The following is an 18,682-nucleotide window of genomic DNA, read 5'->3' on the forward strand; positions in this document are numbered from 1 at the left end:
ATGCCGCCCTCCTTGAGACATCTTAACTATTTTCCACTTACACGAGACTTATCACTCTTATTTTCATCAAAAGCAACCATTACAGCATCACTATCTGTAAGCCCTTCTTGCTTCACTCGATTAATAGCTTCAAGCATTCTCTTGTAATCTTTCGGAATCACTTTTACGAACTTCGCTAATGATTCATTCCAGTTTGCAAGAACAGCAGCTGCTTTTGAACTCTTCGTATAAGCAGTATGTTTTTCAAGTAGTGTACGTAATAGATCCATATCTTCTTGTGCAGTTAGATCTTCTAAATGCACCATTTCTTTGTTGCATTTAGCATCAAATATTCCATCTTCATCAAGTACAAACGCTATACCGCCAGACATACCAGCAGCAAAGTTTTTCCCAAATGATCCAAGGTTCACTACAACTCCGCCAGTCATGTACTCAAGACCATGGTCTCCAACACCTTCAACAACAACACTCACACCAGAGTTACGAGCAGCAAAACGCTCACCAGCAATACCATTGATGTATGCTTCTCCGCTTGTTGCACCATAGAAAGAAGTGTTCCCGATTAGGATATTCTCTTCAGCTTTGAATGAAGATCCTACCGGAGGATGAACGATAATCTTTCCACCTGACAATCCCTTACCAGTATAATCATTCGCGTCACCTTCAAGGCGTAAAGTCATTCCTTTTGGAACAAAGGCACCAAAGCTTTGACCAGCTGAACCTTTAAAGTCAAACGTAATCGTATCTTCTGGTAATCCTTCTGCCCCGTAACGTTTACTAATTTCGCTTCCGACAATTGTACCAACAACACGGTCGGTGTTTCGTATCTCAAATGTACCTTGAACTTTTTCACCATTTTCTAGAGCTGGCTTACTAGCTGCTAAAAGTTCTCTTGCATCTAGTGACAGCTCAAGCTGATGATCCTGGCTCTTCGTACAGTAATTACTCTCATGATCTTCCGGATTCGGTTGGTAAAGCAAGTTTGATAAATCAATATGCTCAGCTTTCCAGTTATCAACCTCTTTATTTGGTTCAAGAAGATCTGTACGACCAATTAAGTCATCCAACTTCTTAAATCCTAGCTCAGCCAAAAGCTCGCGGATCTCTTGTGCCACAAAGTGCATAAAGTTCTCAACATGCTCAGCTTGACCCATATACTTTTTGCGAAGTTCAGGGTTTTGTGTTGCTATACCGACAGGACAAGTATCTAAGTGACATACACGCATAATGATACAGCCTAACACTACAAGTGGTGCTGTTGAGAAAGCAAAATCTTCAGCTCCAAGTAATGCAGCAACAACGACATCACGTCCCGTCATTAGCTTTCCATCCGTTTCAAGTGTTACACGGTCACGTAAGTTGTTTAGTAGAAGCGTTTGATGAGTTTCTGCTAAACCAATTTCCCACGGTAAACCAGTGTGCTTGATACTTGTTCTAGCTGCAGCTCCAGTACCACCATCATATCCACTAATGATTATTCCGTCTGCACGGCCTTTTGCAACCCCAGCTGCAATCGTACCAACACCTGTTCCAGCAACAAGCTTCACGCTCACTTTCGCTGTTGGGTTCGCATTTTTCAAATCATGAATAAGCTCGGCTAAATCTTCAATAGAATAAATATCATGATGTGGTGGTGGTGAAATTAGACCTACACCTGGTGTAGAACCACGAACTTCTGCCACCCAAGGATAAACCTTGTTTCCAGGTAATTGACCACCTTCACCCGGTTTTGCCCCTTGTGCTACTTTAATTTGAATCTCATCCGCATTTACAAGGTAATGACTTGTAACACCAAATCTACCAGAAGCTACTTGTTTAATAGCACTTCTACGTAAATCTCCATTTTCATCAGGAGTAAAACGAGCTGGATCTTCTCCACCTTCTCCTGTATTACTCTTTCCGCCAATACGGTTCATAGCAATGGCAAGTGTTTCGTGTGCTTCTCTTGAGATCGAACCAAATGACATAGCACCTGTACGAAAACGTTTGAAGATTTCTTCTACCGGTTCAACTTCCTCAAGCGGAATGGATTTACGGCCATTCTTAAACGCAAGCAATCCACGTAACGTTGTTTGCTCTTTTGTCTGCTCATTGATTGCATTGGAATACTTCTTAAATAAGTCATAATTGTTATTCCGACATGCATTTTGCAACATATGAATCGTATGAGGATTATACTGATGCGGATCCCCATTACGACGCCATTGAAGGTCATCACCAGGATCTAACGCCTTATCTACACCTTCTTGTTTTGAATAGGCACGATTATGACGTGTACGCACTTCTTTTTCAATTATTTCTAAATTTACTCCACCAATTCTTGTTGTTGTCCACGTAAAGTAGTGGTCTACAACCGATTCATGTACACCAACAGCTTCAAAAATTTGTGCACCGCGGTAACTTTGAATTGTTGAAATGCCCATTTTAGATAAAACTTTCATAATTCCTTTTGCCGCAGCTTTAACATATTTGTTAACTGCTTCTACATAGGAAATATCTTCAAGTAATCCATCTTGAATCAGTCCATCAATCGAATCAAATACAAGATAAGGATTAATTGCTTCAGCACCGTATCCTAACAAACATGCAAAGTGATGAACTTCTCTAGGCTCACCAGATTCAACTAGCAAACTTACTTTTGTTCTCGTTCCTTGACGGATTAGGTGATGGTGTAATCCTGAAACAGCTAGTAGTGCAGGGATCGCTGCTTGTGTCTCGCTCATTCCACGGTCACTTAAAATGATTAGCGTGTGGCCGCCTTTAATCGCAGCGTCAGCGCGAGCAAATAGCGAATTAAGTGCATCTTCTATTTGACTTTCTTCCTTTGAAACATCAAATAAGATTGGTAACGTAATAGATTTGAAACCTTCCATTTTATTATGGCGAAGCTTCGCTAACTCTTCATTGTCCAAAATTGGATAAGGAAGATGGATGTGACGACAGCTTAATGGTTCTGGATTCAACAAGTTACGTTCTGCTCCAATAGTCGTACCAGTAGCCGTAACCACTTCTTCACGAATCGCATCAATTGCTGGATTCGTTACTTGAGCAAATAGCTGTTTAAAATAGTTGTACAAAAGTTGAGGTCTCTTTGATAAAACAGCAAGTGGTGAATCGTAGCCCATTGAACCAACAGGATCGACTCCATCTTTTACCATCGGTTGGATGACCTTAGACAACTCTTCATACGTATAGCCAAAAGCAAGTTGGCGTGTACCAAGGTTTTTAAAGTCCGTATTTTCAACATGAGCAGTTTCAAGGACGTCTTCAAGATTGATTAAGTGTTCTTTCACCCAATCTTCGTAAGGGTGTTCACTAGCAATCTGATGCTTAATTTCTTCATCAGGGATAATACGTCCTTCTTCCGTATCAACTAAAAGCATATGACCTGGGTGAAGACGTTCCTTATAAAGGACGTTTTCAGGATCAATATCCAGTACCCCAACTTCAGACGACATAACGATATAGTCATCTTTCGTTACATAATAACGAGACGGACGTAATCCGTTTCGATCTAAACATGCCCCAATTTGCTTTCCATCTGTAAATACAATGGCAGTAGGTCCATCCCAAGGCTCCATTAACGTGCTATGGAACTGGTAGAATGCTTTCTTTTCAGCACTCATTTGCTCATCATTTTGCCATGGCTCCGGAATCATCATCATTGCTGAATGAGCCATCGATCGGCCTGCTAACGATAAAAATTCAATCGTATTATCAAACATTGATGAATCCGAACCACTGCTATCAACAACTGGAGAAATTTTCTCAATGTCTTCTCCAAACGCATCTGTTTCAAACATAGCTTCACGTGCATGCATCCAGTTAACATTTCCTTTTACTGTGTTAATTTCCCCGTTATGGATCATATAACGGTTTGGATGTGCCCGCTCCCAGCTTGGGAATGTATTTGTACTAAACCTTGAATGAACAAGTGCAATCGCTGTTTCAAAGTCAGCGTCTGGAATATCTAAGAAAAACTGATCAACTTGTTCTGTCGTTAACATCCCTTTGTAGACGATTGTACGACTTGAAAAACTCGCAAAATATAGTGACTCATCTGGGGGAACAAGATCAGCTAGTTCATGTTCAGCACGTTTGCGAATCACGTAAAGCTTGCGTTCAAAATCTAATTCCGTTTTAAGTTCTGAGCTACGCTTAATAAAAAGTTGACGAATAAATGGCATTGCTGCTTTTGCCGCATTACCAAGCATGGAATCATCAACAGGAACATCGCGCCAACCTAGAAGCTCCAAGTTTTCTGTTTCTATAATGGCTTCTAGCCCTTTTTCGCAGCTTTCCCGCGCTTCTTCATCCTGTGGCAAAAATAGCATACCTACTCCGTAGTCGCCTGCTTCAGGAAGAGCTATACTGTCTGCTAAACAGACTTTTTCAAAGAAACGATGGGGAATTTGTAACAAGATCCCTGCACCATCTCCTGTATTTACTTCGTCACCTTGCCCACCGCGATGTTCTAAATTTCGCAGAATTTGAAGTGCATCTTCAACTACTTGATGCGACTTCTTCCCTTTCATATGGGCTAAAAAGCCGATACCGCAATTATCATGCTCAAATTGTGGATCATATAGGCCTTGTTTTTTCGGTAATTGTGCGTACCGCATTGGCATCAACCCTTTCTCCAAAAAAGTAAAAATCAATCAACTCTCCCCAAAATTTATGAGCTAATATACAGGATCATATCATTTTTCTGACATTTCGGCAAATTGAAATTTGCTGAAATTTGTATTGAAAGCGCTTCCTATACGGTATTTCCGCAAAAAAATTTTATTATTTGTTCAAAACGACTTAATAGTTTTTTGTATATTACCCACTCTTCATTGTATAAAAATTCAACTATTTTGTTCGTTAAATAGTTCTGTTCATAAATTATTTTTTTAGGTTTCAAACAACATGTCAACTTTGTCTAAACTCTCTCCATTAGGTCCATATCCTTGCTCAATAAAACGAATGGCCCCTTTTTTAGTGAACAGAATGACCGTTGAAGCGCGAGTTCCGTAATAAGACCCCTTAATAAAAATGGGCGAAAGCATTCGCTCGATCTCAATAGGAACACCCGTACTAGGGAGTTGGTCATCTTGAAAAGATGCTTCGTCCTTTAGAATATCCATGCATCGTTCAATAAGAAACTCTTCGTTCATAGACTCTAAAAAAACATCTTCAAGTTTTTCTTTCAGTTTTCTAACCTTTGGCCAGTCTGTATTCAACTGGGCATTGCTAACTACATGTAACCCACTTTCTAATCTTTCGCTATTTGCCCTGTTAGAACTATAATACCATTGATCACCTTCACCAGTAATTAGGTTAAAACCTTGATATCGATCTTTTTCTTTCAATACCTCCCCTACATAAGCTTCTGGTTCATCATTATGATGTAAGAAGTTGGTAACTAATGCTCCTCGTGATTTCATGCCTTCTACGCTCAGCTGTTCCCTCACATTCGTCACTGCTGCAAGCCTTCCACTCTTCGTCACCCCTAACCATGTCCCTCCCTTTTCAAGATCTCTACCTGCTACTACACCGGTATCACCCGTCCATAAATGTGCTCGTTCTGTTGCACGATTAAAAAACTCATCTCTATTGCTAACTAACACTACGTCGTATTCTGAATGCACATGTAAACCTATAGCAAGCAGACACATATGATCACACCTTTCACACAAGCTTTATCTAAACAAGAAATTTTTAAATCTTACTATTAATATTTCTTTCCCTTCCATCTTTAACATACTTATTCAATTCATTACATCCACCTAGAGAATGATTGTATTCAACCCTAAAATCCATCATAATATTACATAGCTTGAAACTGGATGAGTATTCAATGCGTAAGATAAAATAAAGGAAAGAAATAAGAAATTGCTAAAAGATCGACCTTAACCTTTTAACAATAAAAAACAAGAACACACCATTGTCAATAATAGAGGAGGATTGATTCCTATGAGTAAGGCTAGCAATCAAACAAATAATGTACTAGACCAATACAAGCAAGATGAAGATCTTTCAAAACTCCTAAACTCATTAGATTCATTAGGAGAAGATGAACAACGTGAAGCCGGAGAATCTTTAGAAGCATTAAAGCGCCCCGTAAAAGAAATGATGCAAGATCAATCAAATCAATTACCTACTCAGCTGCATCAATTAAAGGAAACAGTCAGTCAGTTAGAACCAACTTATTTGAAGGAAAGTCAGACAAAAAAATGGATCAACAAACTATTGCGACGCAACCCTATTGAACAATATGCTCGTAAATATCAAACGGTCGAAGCACAAGTCGATGATATCGTTGAAGGGCTTTTAAGTGGAAAAGATAAGTTGCAAGAAGATACACTCATGCTTCATCAACTAAAAAGTGTCGCTAAGGAGCGGATTGCTAATTTAAATGAACAAATTGATTTAGGCAATCAACTAAATAAGATGCTCGAAGATGAAATGGTAAAAGAACAATGGGCTGATAACCCAAATGAATTAAAAAAAGGCCAGTTGAAAGTCATTTCTCGTGTAAAGAACATGTCTCAGGCAGTTATGGTATTACAGCAATCATTGGCTTCTGTTGATTTAATTGTTGAAAATAACGACAAGCTTGAAGAAGCGATCTTTAACGCAATTACAATGACGAAAAACGTGATAACGGTATCGGCTTCGATCCAGTTAGCGTTATCAAATCAGCAGAAGGTCATCAAAGCAGTCAAACATGTTAATGAGGCAACTGAATCGATGTTATTGTCTAACTCTGAACTGTTAAAACAAAACACAGAAGAAACATTAAAAACTCTTGAAGAGCCTGCTATTGCGATTGAATCGTTTCGCAAAGCATACAACAATGTTTTTGAAGCCATTGAATTAACGGAGAAATCAAATGAACGGATAGTGCAGACTGGTCAAGACTTTATTCAAGAGCTTGATTCATTAAATAAGGAAATGAGAACAAAATTATTAAATTAATGGTCGTGTATTTTAGAAAGGCGGGGTTTGATGGAGTGGGTAGATAAAATGAAGTTGATGTTTACACCGGCTCACAAAAAGCCGGTCGAGGATCACATTATTAGAGATACCGCGACAAGAAGTATGCTAGAGGATGCAGAAGATTTGCTTGTTAGAATGGCTGAAAATGCCCCTTCTTCTAATCAAAAGAAATCCATCCGTCGCAAACAAAAAGAATGGCTGATTAAAGTAAAAGTAACTCATAAATATATCTCTGTCGTAATGCTGGATCAAAAGCACTCATCTTCCCCTATTAAAAAACGTATCGTCATCATATGTTTTCGAAAATATATGAAAGCTAAAAATGGAATTGGCATATGTAAAGAAGCTTCGATTCGCTACATCAAGGATGGACGAGCGCACATTCGCTCCGTTCGTGAACCTTCCTTATTTCAAAGTCTTTTTTACCGTATTCACCATCTTGATTTAGCCTATTCAAACGATGCGGTAACGATTCAACAATCAGCTAAAGAATTATTAACAAACCAGCAACACCTGTTACAAGAAACAAAAACAAATGATTTATCCATGTTACTTGAAGAAGCGAAGCGCTATGTTCGAACAGTTAATCAGTTTTCCGTTGATCCACTCATCGAAAGCAAAATGCAGAGACTCATACAGCAAGGAGAGAAATTACAAACTGATTTTACATTGTTAGATTTTGAGGAACGTCATACAGTAAGGCGTATGTTTAAAGAAGACGTACCCTCCATTATTCATACTTATTTATCGCTTTCATTAAAACATCAGTTAGATCATAAAGAAGAGCTTTATGTCGCTTTATCTAAAATGGAATTAACATTGATTCGTTTTGTCGAGCGTTTGGAACAACTCCGTGTGGAACGTATGAATCATTTATTAAAATTACAATCTGTAAGGTATGATAAATAGAACATTTTAAAAATAGCCTCTGTAATTTGTAATTTTTTTCCTTGTCTCCTTTCTTTTCTTTGCTTACACTTAACGTAAGTGTTTTCAATTGATTGGAGGCTTAATTACATGTCTACTATTATAAAGCTGTCACCGTCTATCTCCCTAATAGACGGCTATGACTCAAACCTTTCCTACAGAACAGGTACATACGTTTTACACGAGGAAAAAACAACGTTAATAGAAAGCGGTCCGTCCCCTTCTGTTTCACATGTATTAAAGGGCCTTAAAGCACTTGAAATCGATCCATTAAATGTGGCTTATCTTATTGTAACTCACATTCACCTAGACCATGCAGGTGGAGCCGGGCTTTTACTTGAACACTGTCCAAATGCAAAACTTATCGTCCACCCTCGAGGGGCAAGACATATGATTAATCCCTCTCGCCTTATAGACGGTGCAAGATCTGTGTATAGGGATAAATTTGAGAGTTTCTTTGATCCAATCGTACCCGTTTCAAAAGAGCGTGTTATTGAAAAAAATGATGGTGAATCATTGCAAATCGGGCAGGATTCGATACTTACTTTTTATGACACACCTGGTCACTCTGCTCATCACTTTAGTATTTATGATTCAAAATCGAAAGGAATCTTTACTGGGGATACATTAGGTGTACATTATGAACTGCTCCAAAAAGAAGGATATCACTTTGTCCTCCCTTCAACGTCCCCAAGTCAATTTGATCCAAAAGCTATGTTAGAGTCATTGAAAAGGATTGAAGATCTTAATGTAGAAGCAATCTATTTTGGTCATTTTAGTGCCTCTTATGAACCTAGTTTGGTTTATAGTCAAATTAGAAAATGGCTCCCTCTTTTCGTTTCTGTAGGACAATCTATTTACGACAAAAAAGAAAGTGAAGAGAATCTTGCTGAAACGTTACTTGCAATGATTCAAGAAGAACTTGATCAACAACAGATTCCGAGAAATCACTCCGTTTATGACCATATACAACTTGACTTGCAAATTTGTTCAATGGGGATTTTTCATTACCTTCAAAAAAATGCAATACAGTAAGTACTCCGTCATGAGACAGGATAAAACGGCCTACTTGCGTAAAGTAGGCCCAGCTTATTATAATATGAATACCATTTTATATGAATAGATACAATCACCGATGAAGTGAGGGGTTTTATGGACCGGAAACAAGCACAATCAAACATTGGCAATGTGGTGAAAATAGATGAGGGTGATTTAGGTACTTATTACGGTATACTAGAGAAAGTAATTGCTGAACCTAGAAAACCATGGCGGGGTATTGTTGTTATCCAAGGCGTTTTTGACCTACCTAATTTAGTAGATAGGGAAAAGCACACAAAAATCCAGCCGCTTCTATATAAACAAGGAGAAACACTTGAATTTGAAGGAATGAAGTTATCGGTAGTATCAGAAGACAATCTTCCAGATACATTTGAGATGAGTGTCAATAAAGCTGTAAGAACCCGACATTTAGAGTGGCAAAGGGAAATTGAAACTCTTAAAACAAAACAAGATATGTTATTGCACTATTTTTCTACTTCTAATGTAAATCTCGATAACTTCCAATCAAACAAACACTCTGACGTTATCACCTATACGTTTCACCACGATGGCGATCGCTTTATTTTAATTGACGAGAACGAAGAACGACTTGATTTAGAGGACTGTCCTTTTACGATGAAGTGGGAAGCGCAAAATAAAAAAATGATTGGTACATATGATCGAAATGGTATATTTGTTTCAGAGCACGGATATCGATATAGCCCAAAAGAAGGCGATCTCTTTATGATCGATCGTGAACAATTTGATCCTTATGTCATTCTTCGGAATGAACTAGAGCCGGCTGCTCTATCATCTCTTGAAAAAAACTTGGAACATTTCCAACTTACTCACGAAGATTTGGTAGATTGTCATAACTCACTATTAACTCAACTACTAAATACAAAAAATCAAAGAACGTTTCGTGGTGCTAATTTTTTACTTTATAAAGGCCCTGAAGGTATGATCCTCGTGCAGCATCATTATGAACGAACCCTTCATCATTACAAAAATGATCGAATTTACGATCGGTTTGAATTTACGACCGATCAAGGAAAACGAGCAATCGCCACATATACAAATGAATATTCTCTATAATGACAAGCCCTTTACTCTATAATTGAATAGGAGTAAAGGGCTTTTTTTATTCATCTATTATGTTTGTTCGGCCTGAATACCATTTAAGCAACTGATCAGCTGTCTTTCTGTCAAGATCTACGACGGTAAATGATTTTCCAATAACACTTGATAATATCGAAAAGCGGAAGGTAGCTAATTGTTTTCGCCTTTGAAAAAAGGATGTCTGTATTTCAGCTGCTTGAATTTTAGGTTTTTCTGAGACAACGAGCATTTGACTTATTTTCCGATAACGAATCCATACATGTGTGTGAGTGATTCCTGCCCCGGCATCTCGGTATTGCCAAAAACCAAAAACAAGGCATATGGCAACAAGAATAAACCCATAATAACCAGCAGGATGGATGAACCACCCAATAATGATTGTAGCTAGTAAAGGAACTGCTGTTGACCGAATGAAAAAACGAATGAGTGATCGTCTAGGAACAGGCGTTATTTCAAATCCTTCGGCATACTTCGGTAAAATTTTAGACAACACCTCAATCATCTCTTCATCTTTAGTGATAGGAAAAAGGACGGTCGATAATTGTTCATCATTTGTCCCTCCACCAGCACTTTCAACATATACAGAGCCGAAACCAAAGGGGTGGCGAAATAAATTTCGAACAACACGTACAGCCGTCACTTTATGCGTGTGTATCGTTAGTTGCCTGCGCTCAAGCAACCCTCTAGAAATGACCAACTCATTGTCGAACTTCTCAATTTTGAACCGACCATATTTCAAAAGTGTCCCCAAAAACGAAATGCACCAAGATATAACTACAACAAAAACGATAATCATGAGAATGATTGCCACTCCTGAACCTGACAAAAAACCAAATACTTGTTCATAAATCGCTTCCGGTAGAAATTGTTCAACTTGGCTAAATAATGCAGCTACCGCGGAGATCGTTAACCCTAACCCACTAGATGTCAAAGCGGCAATGAATAAACGATTTGAAGACAAATGCCAAATAAAATCTGCTTGTTCTTCCTTTTGATCCCCTTCATCCATTGAGGCTTCCACCTGTTTTTTTAGAAGTTCAGAACGAATTTCCTCAGCTTCTTCACGACTTATAGCAATCAAGCTCACCTCTGGCTCTGCTCCCCCGCCAGCGGTTTCAATTTTCACTTTTACTAAACCAAATAATCGTTGAAACACCCCTGCCGTAATATCGATACTTTGGACACGCTTCTGTTGAATATAGCGCTTTTTTTTAATAAGGAGTCCTTTTTGAATGTAAAGTTCTCCTTCCACAATTCGATATTTGAACGTAAACCAATGAGCAATACCGCTCAAAAAGACAAAAATAAGTATCCCTAACCAAATATATTCAAACCGGAAAAAACCTACCTGATCACTTGTACTACCTAAAAAGAAAGTTAAAATAAACGGAAGTAAAAAACTTCGTAAAGTAGTTAGGAATGAAACAAAGATAGCGGCAACATGTAGTCGCTTAAGTTCACTCATCCTCAGCCACCGCCGCTAGTTCAGCGATTCTATCCCTTAATTCATCTGCAACTTCCATTGTTAAAGAAGGAATTTGGTGAACGGTAGCAGCAGTAGATATTGACACCGCCGCTAATTTATACTTTCTTAATAACGGGCCTTGCTCTGTGTCAACATGTTGGACACGAGTCATAGGAATTAACGTACGTTTAACGATAAATACCCCACGCTGTAAGTCGATTTCATCTGCCAATACTTCATACCGCCATTTCTTCCAACGTATCGGCGGAATAACAAAAACCGTAATAACAAAATAGACAATAAACCCACTTAGTAATATCCAGAAGATCCATAAAGGAATAGAAAAGAAATATACAAGAACACCATAACCAATTGGGATGAGCGCAATAAACAGACTCTCAAAACATGCGCGAAGTCTCCAAACTGGCAATGCTTTTTTAGATAAGAATTGGGATGGTTCGTGGCGCAAAGCACAACCTCCTAATATCAAAATAATCTACGAGCCTTCTTCCTCATCTGTTACGTAACTAATTTGTACACCTAAATCTTTCAATACATTTAGTAAGGCACTGTTTAGTACCTTGTCATAAACTAAGCCGATAGATTCCACTAGCTCTAACTCCTCAAGATGACCTGCTTCCGCATCTTCAATTAGCTCCACCATATCATCCATCTCTCGGCTTTTCAGCTCATTCAGCACCGCTTCCTTTGTCACCCTTGCCACCCCTATTCATTATTTTTTCGCGATTCGGTCATTTGCTTCCAAACAGACCCTTTTGCTTCTTCGCCACCTTCAATTCGCGCTAGTGCCATTTTCACTTGTAAGGCAACTTCAAACTCAGGATCTGATTCAGCTTGTCTTAATGCCTCAATTGCCTGATCGTCTCCAACCTCATATAAAAACATCGCAGCTCTCCAACGAACCAGTTTGTTTTTATCTTTTAATGCTTCCATCATAGATGGGATTGCTTCTTCCATACCTAAGTCTGATAAACAGTCTCCAGCTGTCCGGCGAACAGTAACGGATGCATCCTCTAATGCTTGATATAAATAAGGCAATACTTCTTTTGTTTCAATCATTCCAAAATAGACAGTAGCTAAACGTCTAATTGATGCTTTCTCATCTTGTAATGCTTTTGCTAAAACAGGAATATCTTTTTCCTTTGGATTCATTCTCTCGAGTACAGCATAACGATCACGCCAATCTTCTTGATCAAGCATATCTAACGTGACATCAATAAACCGTTCCCGCTTTGCAGCTTGGATATCCTCTTTCCCATTTGCCATCGCCACGAGTCCATTTAATCGATCTTGGGAATACGCAGCTGATATTTCCTCAGCAACGTCTTTTGCAATTTCATCTAATTCACCATAACGTACGCCTTTTTCAACCCATTTTCGTTCCATCACAACATTGTCGTCCTCTTTTTGAGCCTTAGCAATCGCAAGAGAAAAACGTTCTGGCAATCCTTCTCGTTTTTCCTGTTCCCCATCTGATAATTTGATTTGCATCGGAATCCCTTTAAAAGTTTGGACAAATACATTCACTTCACCAAAATGCTCATTTACTTCATTTTTCTCTGATTGTGACTCAACATCCTCTCCAAATACAGCACGTACATGTGGAAGGATGATTTTCCAATCTACCTTTGGATGTCGATCAATCGCAATGAAGTCTGCTACATGGTATACACCTTTTACACCCTCAATATTAAATAATGATTGTATGTATGCCGGGGCTTCGTTCTTATTTTTCTCCGTGTAACTATTTCTAGCACTTTCACCAAGACTCTCACTTAACGTCAACTTCATCGTATTAGGGCTTGGTGTTGGTTCAATTGATATTATTTTCATAATGAAAAACCTCCACTGCTTTATATATCTTCTCCCTTTGATCTTATCATAGCACCCATTTTCGTGCCAATCAGATGAATCTCACGCAAGATACTAACAAGTATGTAAAAAATATCATTAGAAACATGAAAAATGGAGCTAGTCTGTTATAATAGAACAAAAGGGAGGGTTTTTTCAATGAGAATAGCTTTTTTATCTGATATTCACGGAAATGCTACTGCTTTAGAAGCGGTATTGCGCGATGTACAATCTCAACGTGTTGATAAGATTTGTTTCCTTGGTGACTTATGTTTCCGTGGTCCTGAGCCAAGGCGCGTTTTAGACATCGTTCGCAGTCTTGATGCGGATGTCATTAAAGGAAATGCCGATGAATGGCTTGTTCGCGGGATAAACGAAGGAGAAGTCCCTGAAAGCGCTCTTACTATAATGAAACAGGAACGAGAGTGGACATTACAGCGCCTTAGCGAAGAAGACCTTACATATTTGAAGGGACTTCCAACTGAATTGGTATTAGAAGATGGGTTAGATTCAATCGTTCATGCTTTTCATGCGACACCTAACAGCTTGTTTGACGTCGTACTACCTGATCAAACATCAGAAATTGAAAATACACTTATGCAAAGAGACGACGCTGACCTTTATGTATATGGACATATTCACCATCCATATATCCGTTCGCTTCATGGAAAAAATGTCGTAAATACTGGAAGTGTTGGTATGCCATTTGACGGACACCCACTCGCTTCTTATTTAGTAGCCGAAATTGAGGAGGGACGCCATCGCCTCCATTTAAATCGCGTTCCATACAACAGAGAACATGTCGTTGAAATTTATAAGCAAGGTGGGTATCCTAACATCGAAACAATGGGACGAGTTATTTTCTATGGTGTTAGACCGTAATCATAACCGACCTATGCCTCAAGTATTGATGCAACACCTTTCATAATCTCCATAATGGTTGCCTTATCATGATATATGAAGGCAACCTCTTTTTTTTCATTTAATAGAACAGTTGTTGGTACCCCCATGCACTGGTATAAATCATACACTTTCGTTCCATTGTCTTTTAACACCGGGAACGTATAGCCATTCTTTTCAAGAAATACATTGACGTCCACTTCTGGGTCTCGACCTGTCACATGAATCATCATCATATCAATTTGATCGGTTTCCATTGATTGGTAAAGCATCTGTTTTGCTTGTAAGTCTCTTTGTGAATCCGGACACCATGAAGTCCAAAATGATATCATCGTTACTTTTTTAGTGGCTTCATGAAGTGACCATTCCTTCTCCTGCCTTGCCATAGGCAATGTAAAGTCAGGTGCTTGTTTCATCTCAATCATCCCTTTTTATTAAAATAAGGTGAACTCAAGGAGGGCACTGAAAAAGGAGGGTCTTCCTTTTTCAGTGCCCTCGATCTAACCTTAGTTTGAGTCACCAATCTTATGTTTATTTACTACAATGCTCATTGTAAGCAAGGGCTAAATTACGAATAATATCTTCAGGAGCCGCTCCCTCGATTTGTTCACGCGGAATAAAGTGAACAACTTCCTTCCCTTTTAAGATGGCCATTGATGGCGAAGAAGGTGGGATATCCGCAAAATAAGAACGCATTTGCGCAGTTGCTTCTTTATCTTGACCTGCAAATACAGTTACAAGATTTTCAGGTGTATTGTCGTGTTGAAGAGACGTTACAGCAGCTGGACGAGCTAATCCCGCAGCACAGCCACATACGGAGTTAATGACAACTAATGTCGTACCTTCTGCTTGCTCCATATACTGATCAACTTCCTCAGCTGTTGTTAATTCTTTAAAACCGTTCTCTGTTAATTCTGCTCTCATAGGTAAAACTACTTGACGCATGTATTCTTCGTAAGCCATTGACATGTTTTATTTATCCCCTTTCAGTCTGTTCTTTTTCTAGCAAAGACCAAGCTGCCGCATAAGGCTTCAGTATGTCATGAATGAATCCAATCGATTGGAATGCATAAATTCGCTCTACGCCTAGTCCTTTTTGAAACAATAGTAAACATGGTACGCTTTTGATCTTCCACTTTTGTGCAAATGCAGGTGAGTGGTTAATATTTAGTGAATAAATAGGCAATGACCAAAAGGTGGAATCAACAACTGCTACCATTTTTTCTGCTAACTTACACGTTCCACATAATGGTGTATAAACGAAAACAACCATTATTGGGGATCGAGCTGCCAACATTTTTTCCAAGATACTATGTGATATTTCCTCCATCTCACTCCCTCATTTCTTCATTCCCTATTTTAGCAGAAAAAGAACAATTATGCATAGAAATCCATTTATAAACAAGAAAGGGGTTGCCCAAGGCCTACTTTTGACCTTTACGACAACCCCGAAGATAATCGATTCCTAACTAGCGTTTCAGAATAAAATGGTTTTGTAGTTGATTTACTTGAATTTGCGTACGGTACAATTGATCGCGTTGCTCTGGAGTCGCTGCATGCATAAGAGTTCCAAGCTCATCATTTAAGTCTTGCAAATTCCTTTGCGCTTGTATGTACTCCCCGTAGTCTCCTTCTTGTACTCGCTGTGAATCGTCAAATGTCTTCTGCGCTTCTTCAAGTGTTGTTTCCGCTTTTTCTAGAAAATGTTCAAGATGAGTGCGCTCTGCCATGATCATTCCTCCTAATAATGTGTGATGTATGATCTTACTTTGCGCAACTAAATCAAACGTTATTCAACTTATATACCATTAAATCATGAGCGACAATCGTCCCACCTAAAACTGAGCGAGCCTCTTCTTCAAACTCATTCTCCGCCCCTGCATACCTTGAACTAATATGGGTCAATATTAACTGACCAACGTTCGCTCGTTTTGCAAGTGACGCAACTTCTGTAATCGTCGAATGCCCAAATTGTTCAGCATGGCTTTTTTTATCTTCTCGAAATGTCCCTTCGTGAATTAGTAAATCAGCTGATTCACTAAAAGAAATCATTTGCTGTAACGGTCTTGTGTCGCCTGCGATAACGACCGTTCTTCCCTTCTTTTTTTCATGAAGAAACTCATTCCCATCGATAATTCGACCATCAGGGAGTCCAATCGTTTCTCCTTGTTTTATCCGTTGATATATCGGGCCAGGTTCAATACCTAGTTCTTGCAATTTTTCAACTTTCAGTGCCCCTTGTTGATCGGCTTCTGTTAGTTTAAAGGCAAAACTTGGCATAACATGATCTAGGCCCATCACTTCTACCTTGATTGAATCGTCCTCATATATCATGCCCTCATCAATCGTAATGAAATGGATGTCATACGAAAGGTATGATTTAGAAATGGTGAGTGCTGTTTGGACAAATGTTTCTACACCATCTGGTCCATAAATCGTTAATGGTGTTTTGGCACCTTGGGCAGATCTGGAACAAAGCAAGCCAGGAAGGCCAAACAAATGATCACCATGTAAATGACTTATAAAAATACGATCGATTTTTGATAACGTAATTGGACTTTTCAAGATTTGGTGCTGTGTCGCCTCTCCACAATCAAATAACCATTGCGTGCTTTTCTTCTGCAAGAAACGCACAACTAAGCCGCTCACATTTCGACTTGTCGAAGGAACTCCTGAACCTGTTCCTAAAAAATGAAACTCCATATACCTCACCTATTCTTTTCTATTACTTAGCTAATGCATCCGCAAATGCTTTTGCATAAGGAGGCAAATCTGGAGGTCTACGACTTGAAATAATATGGCCATCTACAACGACCGCCTCATCAAACCACTCTGCTCCCGCATTTTCCATGTCATCACGAATTCCTGGTGTGCTTGTTACTTTTCTTCCGGTCAAAATTTTCGCTGAAATCAAGACCCAGCCTGCATGACAAATTTGACCTATTGGTTTCTCGTCTTTATCCATTTCTTTGACAAAAGTTAACACTTCTGGATAGCGTCGTAATTTATCGGGTGCCCATCCACCTGGGACAAGAATTCCATCATAATCATTAGATGATACTTCTTGATAACTAAATTCAGAAGTAGCCGGCACTCCATACTTTCCTATATATTTCTTATCCTTTTCATTTCCGACAAAATGAACAGTTGCCCCCTCCTCACGCAACCGCATAACAGGATACCAAAGTTCTAAATCTTCGAACTCCTCATCTAAAATAGCCATTACTTTTTTGCCTTCTAATCGCACTGCTATCACTCCTTTTCACTTATGTACATTTTAAGTATAGCATGACTAAATCATCAGCAAAAACGATAACGCTCTTAACCGTTAACACAAGAAAAGGGTTATCCCAAAAGGTTTTGACCTTTTGGGATAACCCCGAAGCAATGTGCGGAGTCGCTATATCTTTTAAATCCCTTTAAAGGAGTGGGCTCTCCTCTAAAGGCGAGTAGCAAACGGAGCCACTGCCATCTCTGTGCCTGGCTTTATATACAAACCAATTCACACTTACATTTTGATTATGATTCATTGATTGTTTGTGTATGAGCCTTTTCATATACAGGTTGTTCAGATGGTGCTTTAATCTGTGATTTTTTGTAACGTCCTATGATCGTACTTGCTACAAGGATCACAAAAACAGAAAGCAATGCATTACCCCATCCAACTAAAAGACCTGCAAAAATAATAATTAATAAATCACAGATAAAAATCGATAACCCGCGATTGACCTTCCACTTCTGATCAATGTAAAGTGCCAAAATGTGGATTCCTCCAAGTGAGGATCCATTATTTAAAACTAACGTGACTCCAAACCCTATGCATAATCCAGCTAAAAAGGTTGAAAGCCACATAGGGACCGAAAAGAATGGCAATAGATCTAACCCGTCACGAACGATCGAGATCCCAATGATCGACATAAAGCTAGAAATGGTAAACCACTTACCAAGCTTCTTAAATGACATCCAGAAAAACGGTAAGTTTACTAAGAAAAACAGCACACCCCACGACCATGGGCTCACAAACGTTAATACTGTCGCAAGTCCTGCTGTTCCTCCAAAGGTTAGCTCATGTAAAGCTAAAAACTTCAAGCCAATTGATGTAAGGAATAAACCTAAAATAACTAAAGAAACCATTTTTAATCTTTCTATCACCAGTCCTCACCTCGACTTCCTCTACTATACTATCTACCTTACGAGAAAAAAGTAGATTGGTCAATGTATACATCTGAATTTTTATTCATCAGAATTGTCAGACAAATAGATATTATCAACAGACATCTTAATTATACAACGGAAAATATGCAATTTTTTATACATTATTAAACATAAAAAAACGAGAACAATCATAGGTATAACGTTATATACTTTGTTCATTTC

General features: G+C 38.8%; 18 protein-coding genes. 5 read left to right on the forward strand and 13 right to left on the reverse strand.

The features are described 5' to 3' along the window. Positions 1-26 precede the first annotated feature (26 nt). Positions 27-4,622: a glutamate synthase large subunit gene (gene gltB / locus AC1FXP_RS02200; RefSeq protein WP_480058885.1), complete on the reverse strand. Its 4,596-nt coding sequence runs from the start codon at positions 4,620-4,622 to the stop codon at positions 27-29. Between the two features lie 273 nt (positions 4,623-4,895). Next, the gene (locus tag AC1FXP_RS02205; RefSeq protein ID WP_480058379.1) at positions 4,896-5,660 is read right to left on the reverse strand and encodes an NRDE family protein; all 765 of its coding nucleotides are present in this window, start codon (positions 5,658-5,660) and stop codon (positions 4,896-4,898) included. Positions 5,661-5,958: 298 nt separating this feature from the next. On the opposite strand from AC1FXP_RS02205, the gene AC1FXP_RS02210 reads away from it, so the two are divergent. The 4 genes from AC1FXP_RS02210 (at position 5,959) to AC1FXP_RS02225 (ending at position 10,044) form a co-directional block, all read left to right on the forward strand. Next, entirely contained in the window at positions 5,959-6,963 is a 1,005-nt protein-coding gene (locus tag AC1FXP_RS02210; RefSeq protein ID WP_480058381.1) for a toxic anion resistance protein, read from the forward strand. Between the two features lie 30 nt (positions 6,964-6,993). Then, positions 6,994-7,893: a hypothetical protein gene (locus AC1FXP_RS02215; protein WP_480058383.1), complete on the forward strand. Its 900-nt coding sequence runs from the start codon at positions 6,994-6,996 to the stop codon at positions 7,891-7,893. Between the two features lie 108 nt (positions 7,894-8,001). Then, complete coding sequence (locus AC1FXP_RS02220) at positions 8,002-8,946, forward strand: MBL fold metallo-hydrolase (protein WP_480058384.1); 945 nt, start codon at positions 8,002-8,004, stop codon at positions 8,944-8,946. Positions 8,947-9,063: 117 nt separating this feature from the next. Beyond that, positions 9,064-10,044 carry a DUF2777 family protein gene (locus AC1FXP_RS02225; protein WP_480058386.1) on the forward strand — a complete coding sequence of 327 codons (981 nt, stop codon included), beginning with the start codon at positions 9,064-9,066 and terminating at the stop codon, positions 10,042-10,044. A 46-nt stretch (positions 10,045-10,090) separates the two neighbouring features. Here the strand turns inward: AC1FXP_RS02225 and AC1FXP_RS02230 are convergent, their stop codons facing one another. From AC1FXP_RS02230 to AC1FXP_RS02245, 4 genes are read right to left on the reverse strand one after another with little or no spacing between them, the layout of a single operon-like run. Next, positions 10,091-11,533: a PH domain-containing protein gene (locus tag AC1FXP_RS02230; RefSeq protein WP_480058387.1), complete on the reverse strand. Its 1,443-nt coding sequence runs from the start codon at positions 11,531-11,533 to the stop codon at positions 10,091-10,093. Further along, entirely contained in the window at positions 11,526-12,002 is a 477-nt protein-coding gene (locus tag AC1FXP_RS02235; protein WP_480058389.1) for a PH domain-containing protein, read from the reverse strand. The genes AC1FXP_RS02230 and AC1FXP_RS02235 overlap by 8 nt, the downstream gene beginning before the upstream one ends. A 27-nt stretch (positions 12,003-12,029) precedes the next feature. Continuing rightward, positions 12,030-12,248: a hypothetical protein gene (locus tag AC1FXP_RS02240; protein ID WP_480058391.1), complete on the reverse strand. Its 219-nt coding sequence runs from the start codon at positions 12,246-12,248 to the stop codon at positions 12,030-12,032. 11 nt (positions 12,249-12,259) lie between these two features. After that, positions 12,260-13,387 (reverse strand): conserved virulence factor C family protein, encoded by a 1,128-nt coding sequence (locus AC1FXP_RS02245; protein ID WP_480058393.1) that lies wholly within the window; start codon positions 13,385-13,387, stop codon positions 12,260-12,262. A 177-nt stretch (positions 13,388-13,564) separates the two neighbouring features. On the opposite strand from AC1FXP_RS02245, the gene AC1FXP_RS02250 reads away from it, so the two are divergent. After that, the gene (locus AC1FXP_RS02250) at positions 13,565-14,287 is read left to right on the forward strand and encodes a metallophosphoesterase family protein (protein ID WP_480058395.1); all 723 of its coding nucleotides are present in this window, start codon (positions 13,565-13,567) and stop codon (positions 14,285-14,287) included. Positions 14,288-14,298: 11 nt separating this feature from the next. On the opposite strand, the gene AC1FXP_RS02255 is transcribed toward AC1FXP_RS02250, so the two are convergent. The 7 genes from AC1FXP_RS02255 to AC1FXP_RS02285 form a co-directional block, all read right to left on the reverse strand. Further along, complete coding sequence (locus AC1FXP_RS02255) at positions 14,299-14,721, reverse strand: TlpA disulfide reductase family protein (RefSeq protein WP_480058397.1); 423 nt, start codon at positions 14,719-14,721, stop codon at positions 14,299-14,301. 115 nt (positions 14,722-14,836) lie between these two features. Continuing rightward, positions 14,837-15,274 (reverse strand): BrxA/BrxB family bacilliredoxin, encoded by a 438-nt coding sequence (locus tag AC1FXP_RS02260; RefSeq protein WP_480058398.1) that lies wholly within the window; start codon positions 15,272-15,274, stop codon positions 14,837-14,839. A 7-nt stretch (positions 15,275-15,281) separates the two neighbouring features. Continuing rightward, complete coding sequence (locus tag AC1FXP_RS02265) at positions 15,282-15,635, reverse strand: thioredoxin family protein (RefSeq protein WP_480058400.1); 354 nt, start codon at positions 15,633-15,635, stop codon at positions 15,282-15,284. Positions 15,636-15,774: 139 nt separating this feature from the next. Continuing rightward, complete coding sequence (locus AC1FXP_RS02270) at positions 15,775-16,035, reverse strand: DUF2524 family protein (protein ID WP_480058402.1); 261 nt, start codon at positions 16,033-16,035, stop codon at positions 15,775-15,777. Positions 16,036-16,087: 52 nt separating this feature from the next. Then, on the reverse strand, positions 16,088-17,008 hold the full coding sequence (gene rnz, locus AC1FXP_RS02275; RefSeq protein WP_480058404.1) for a ribonuclease Z: 921 nt from the start codon (positions 17,006-17,008) through the stop codon (positions 16,088-16,090). Positions 17,009-17,030: 22 nt separating this feature from the next. Next, positions 17,031-17,552, reverse strand: a complete 522-nt coding sequence (locus AC1FXP_RS02280) for a type 1 glutamine amidotransferase domain-containing protein (protein ID WP_480058405.1) — start codon at positions 17,550-17,552, stop codon at positions 17,031-17,033. A 272-nt stretch (positions 17,553-17,824) separates the two neighbouring features. Further along, positions 17,825-18,457 carry a YitT family protein gene (locus AC1FXP_RS02285; protein ID WP_480058406.1) on the reverse strand — a complete coding sequence of 211 codons (633 nt, stop codon included), beginning with the start codon at positions 18,455-18,457 and terminating at the stop codon, positions 17,825-17,827. Positions 18,458-18,682 lie beyond the last annotated feature (225 nt).

This window comes from Halalkalibacter sp. HAAS-P013 (assembly GCF_056619925.1).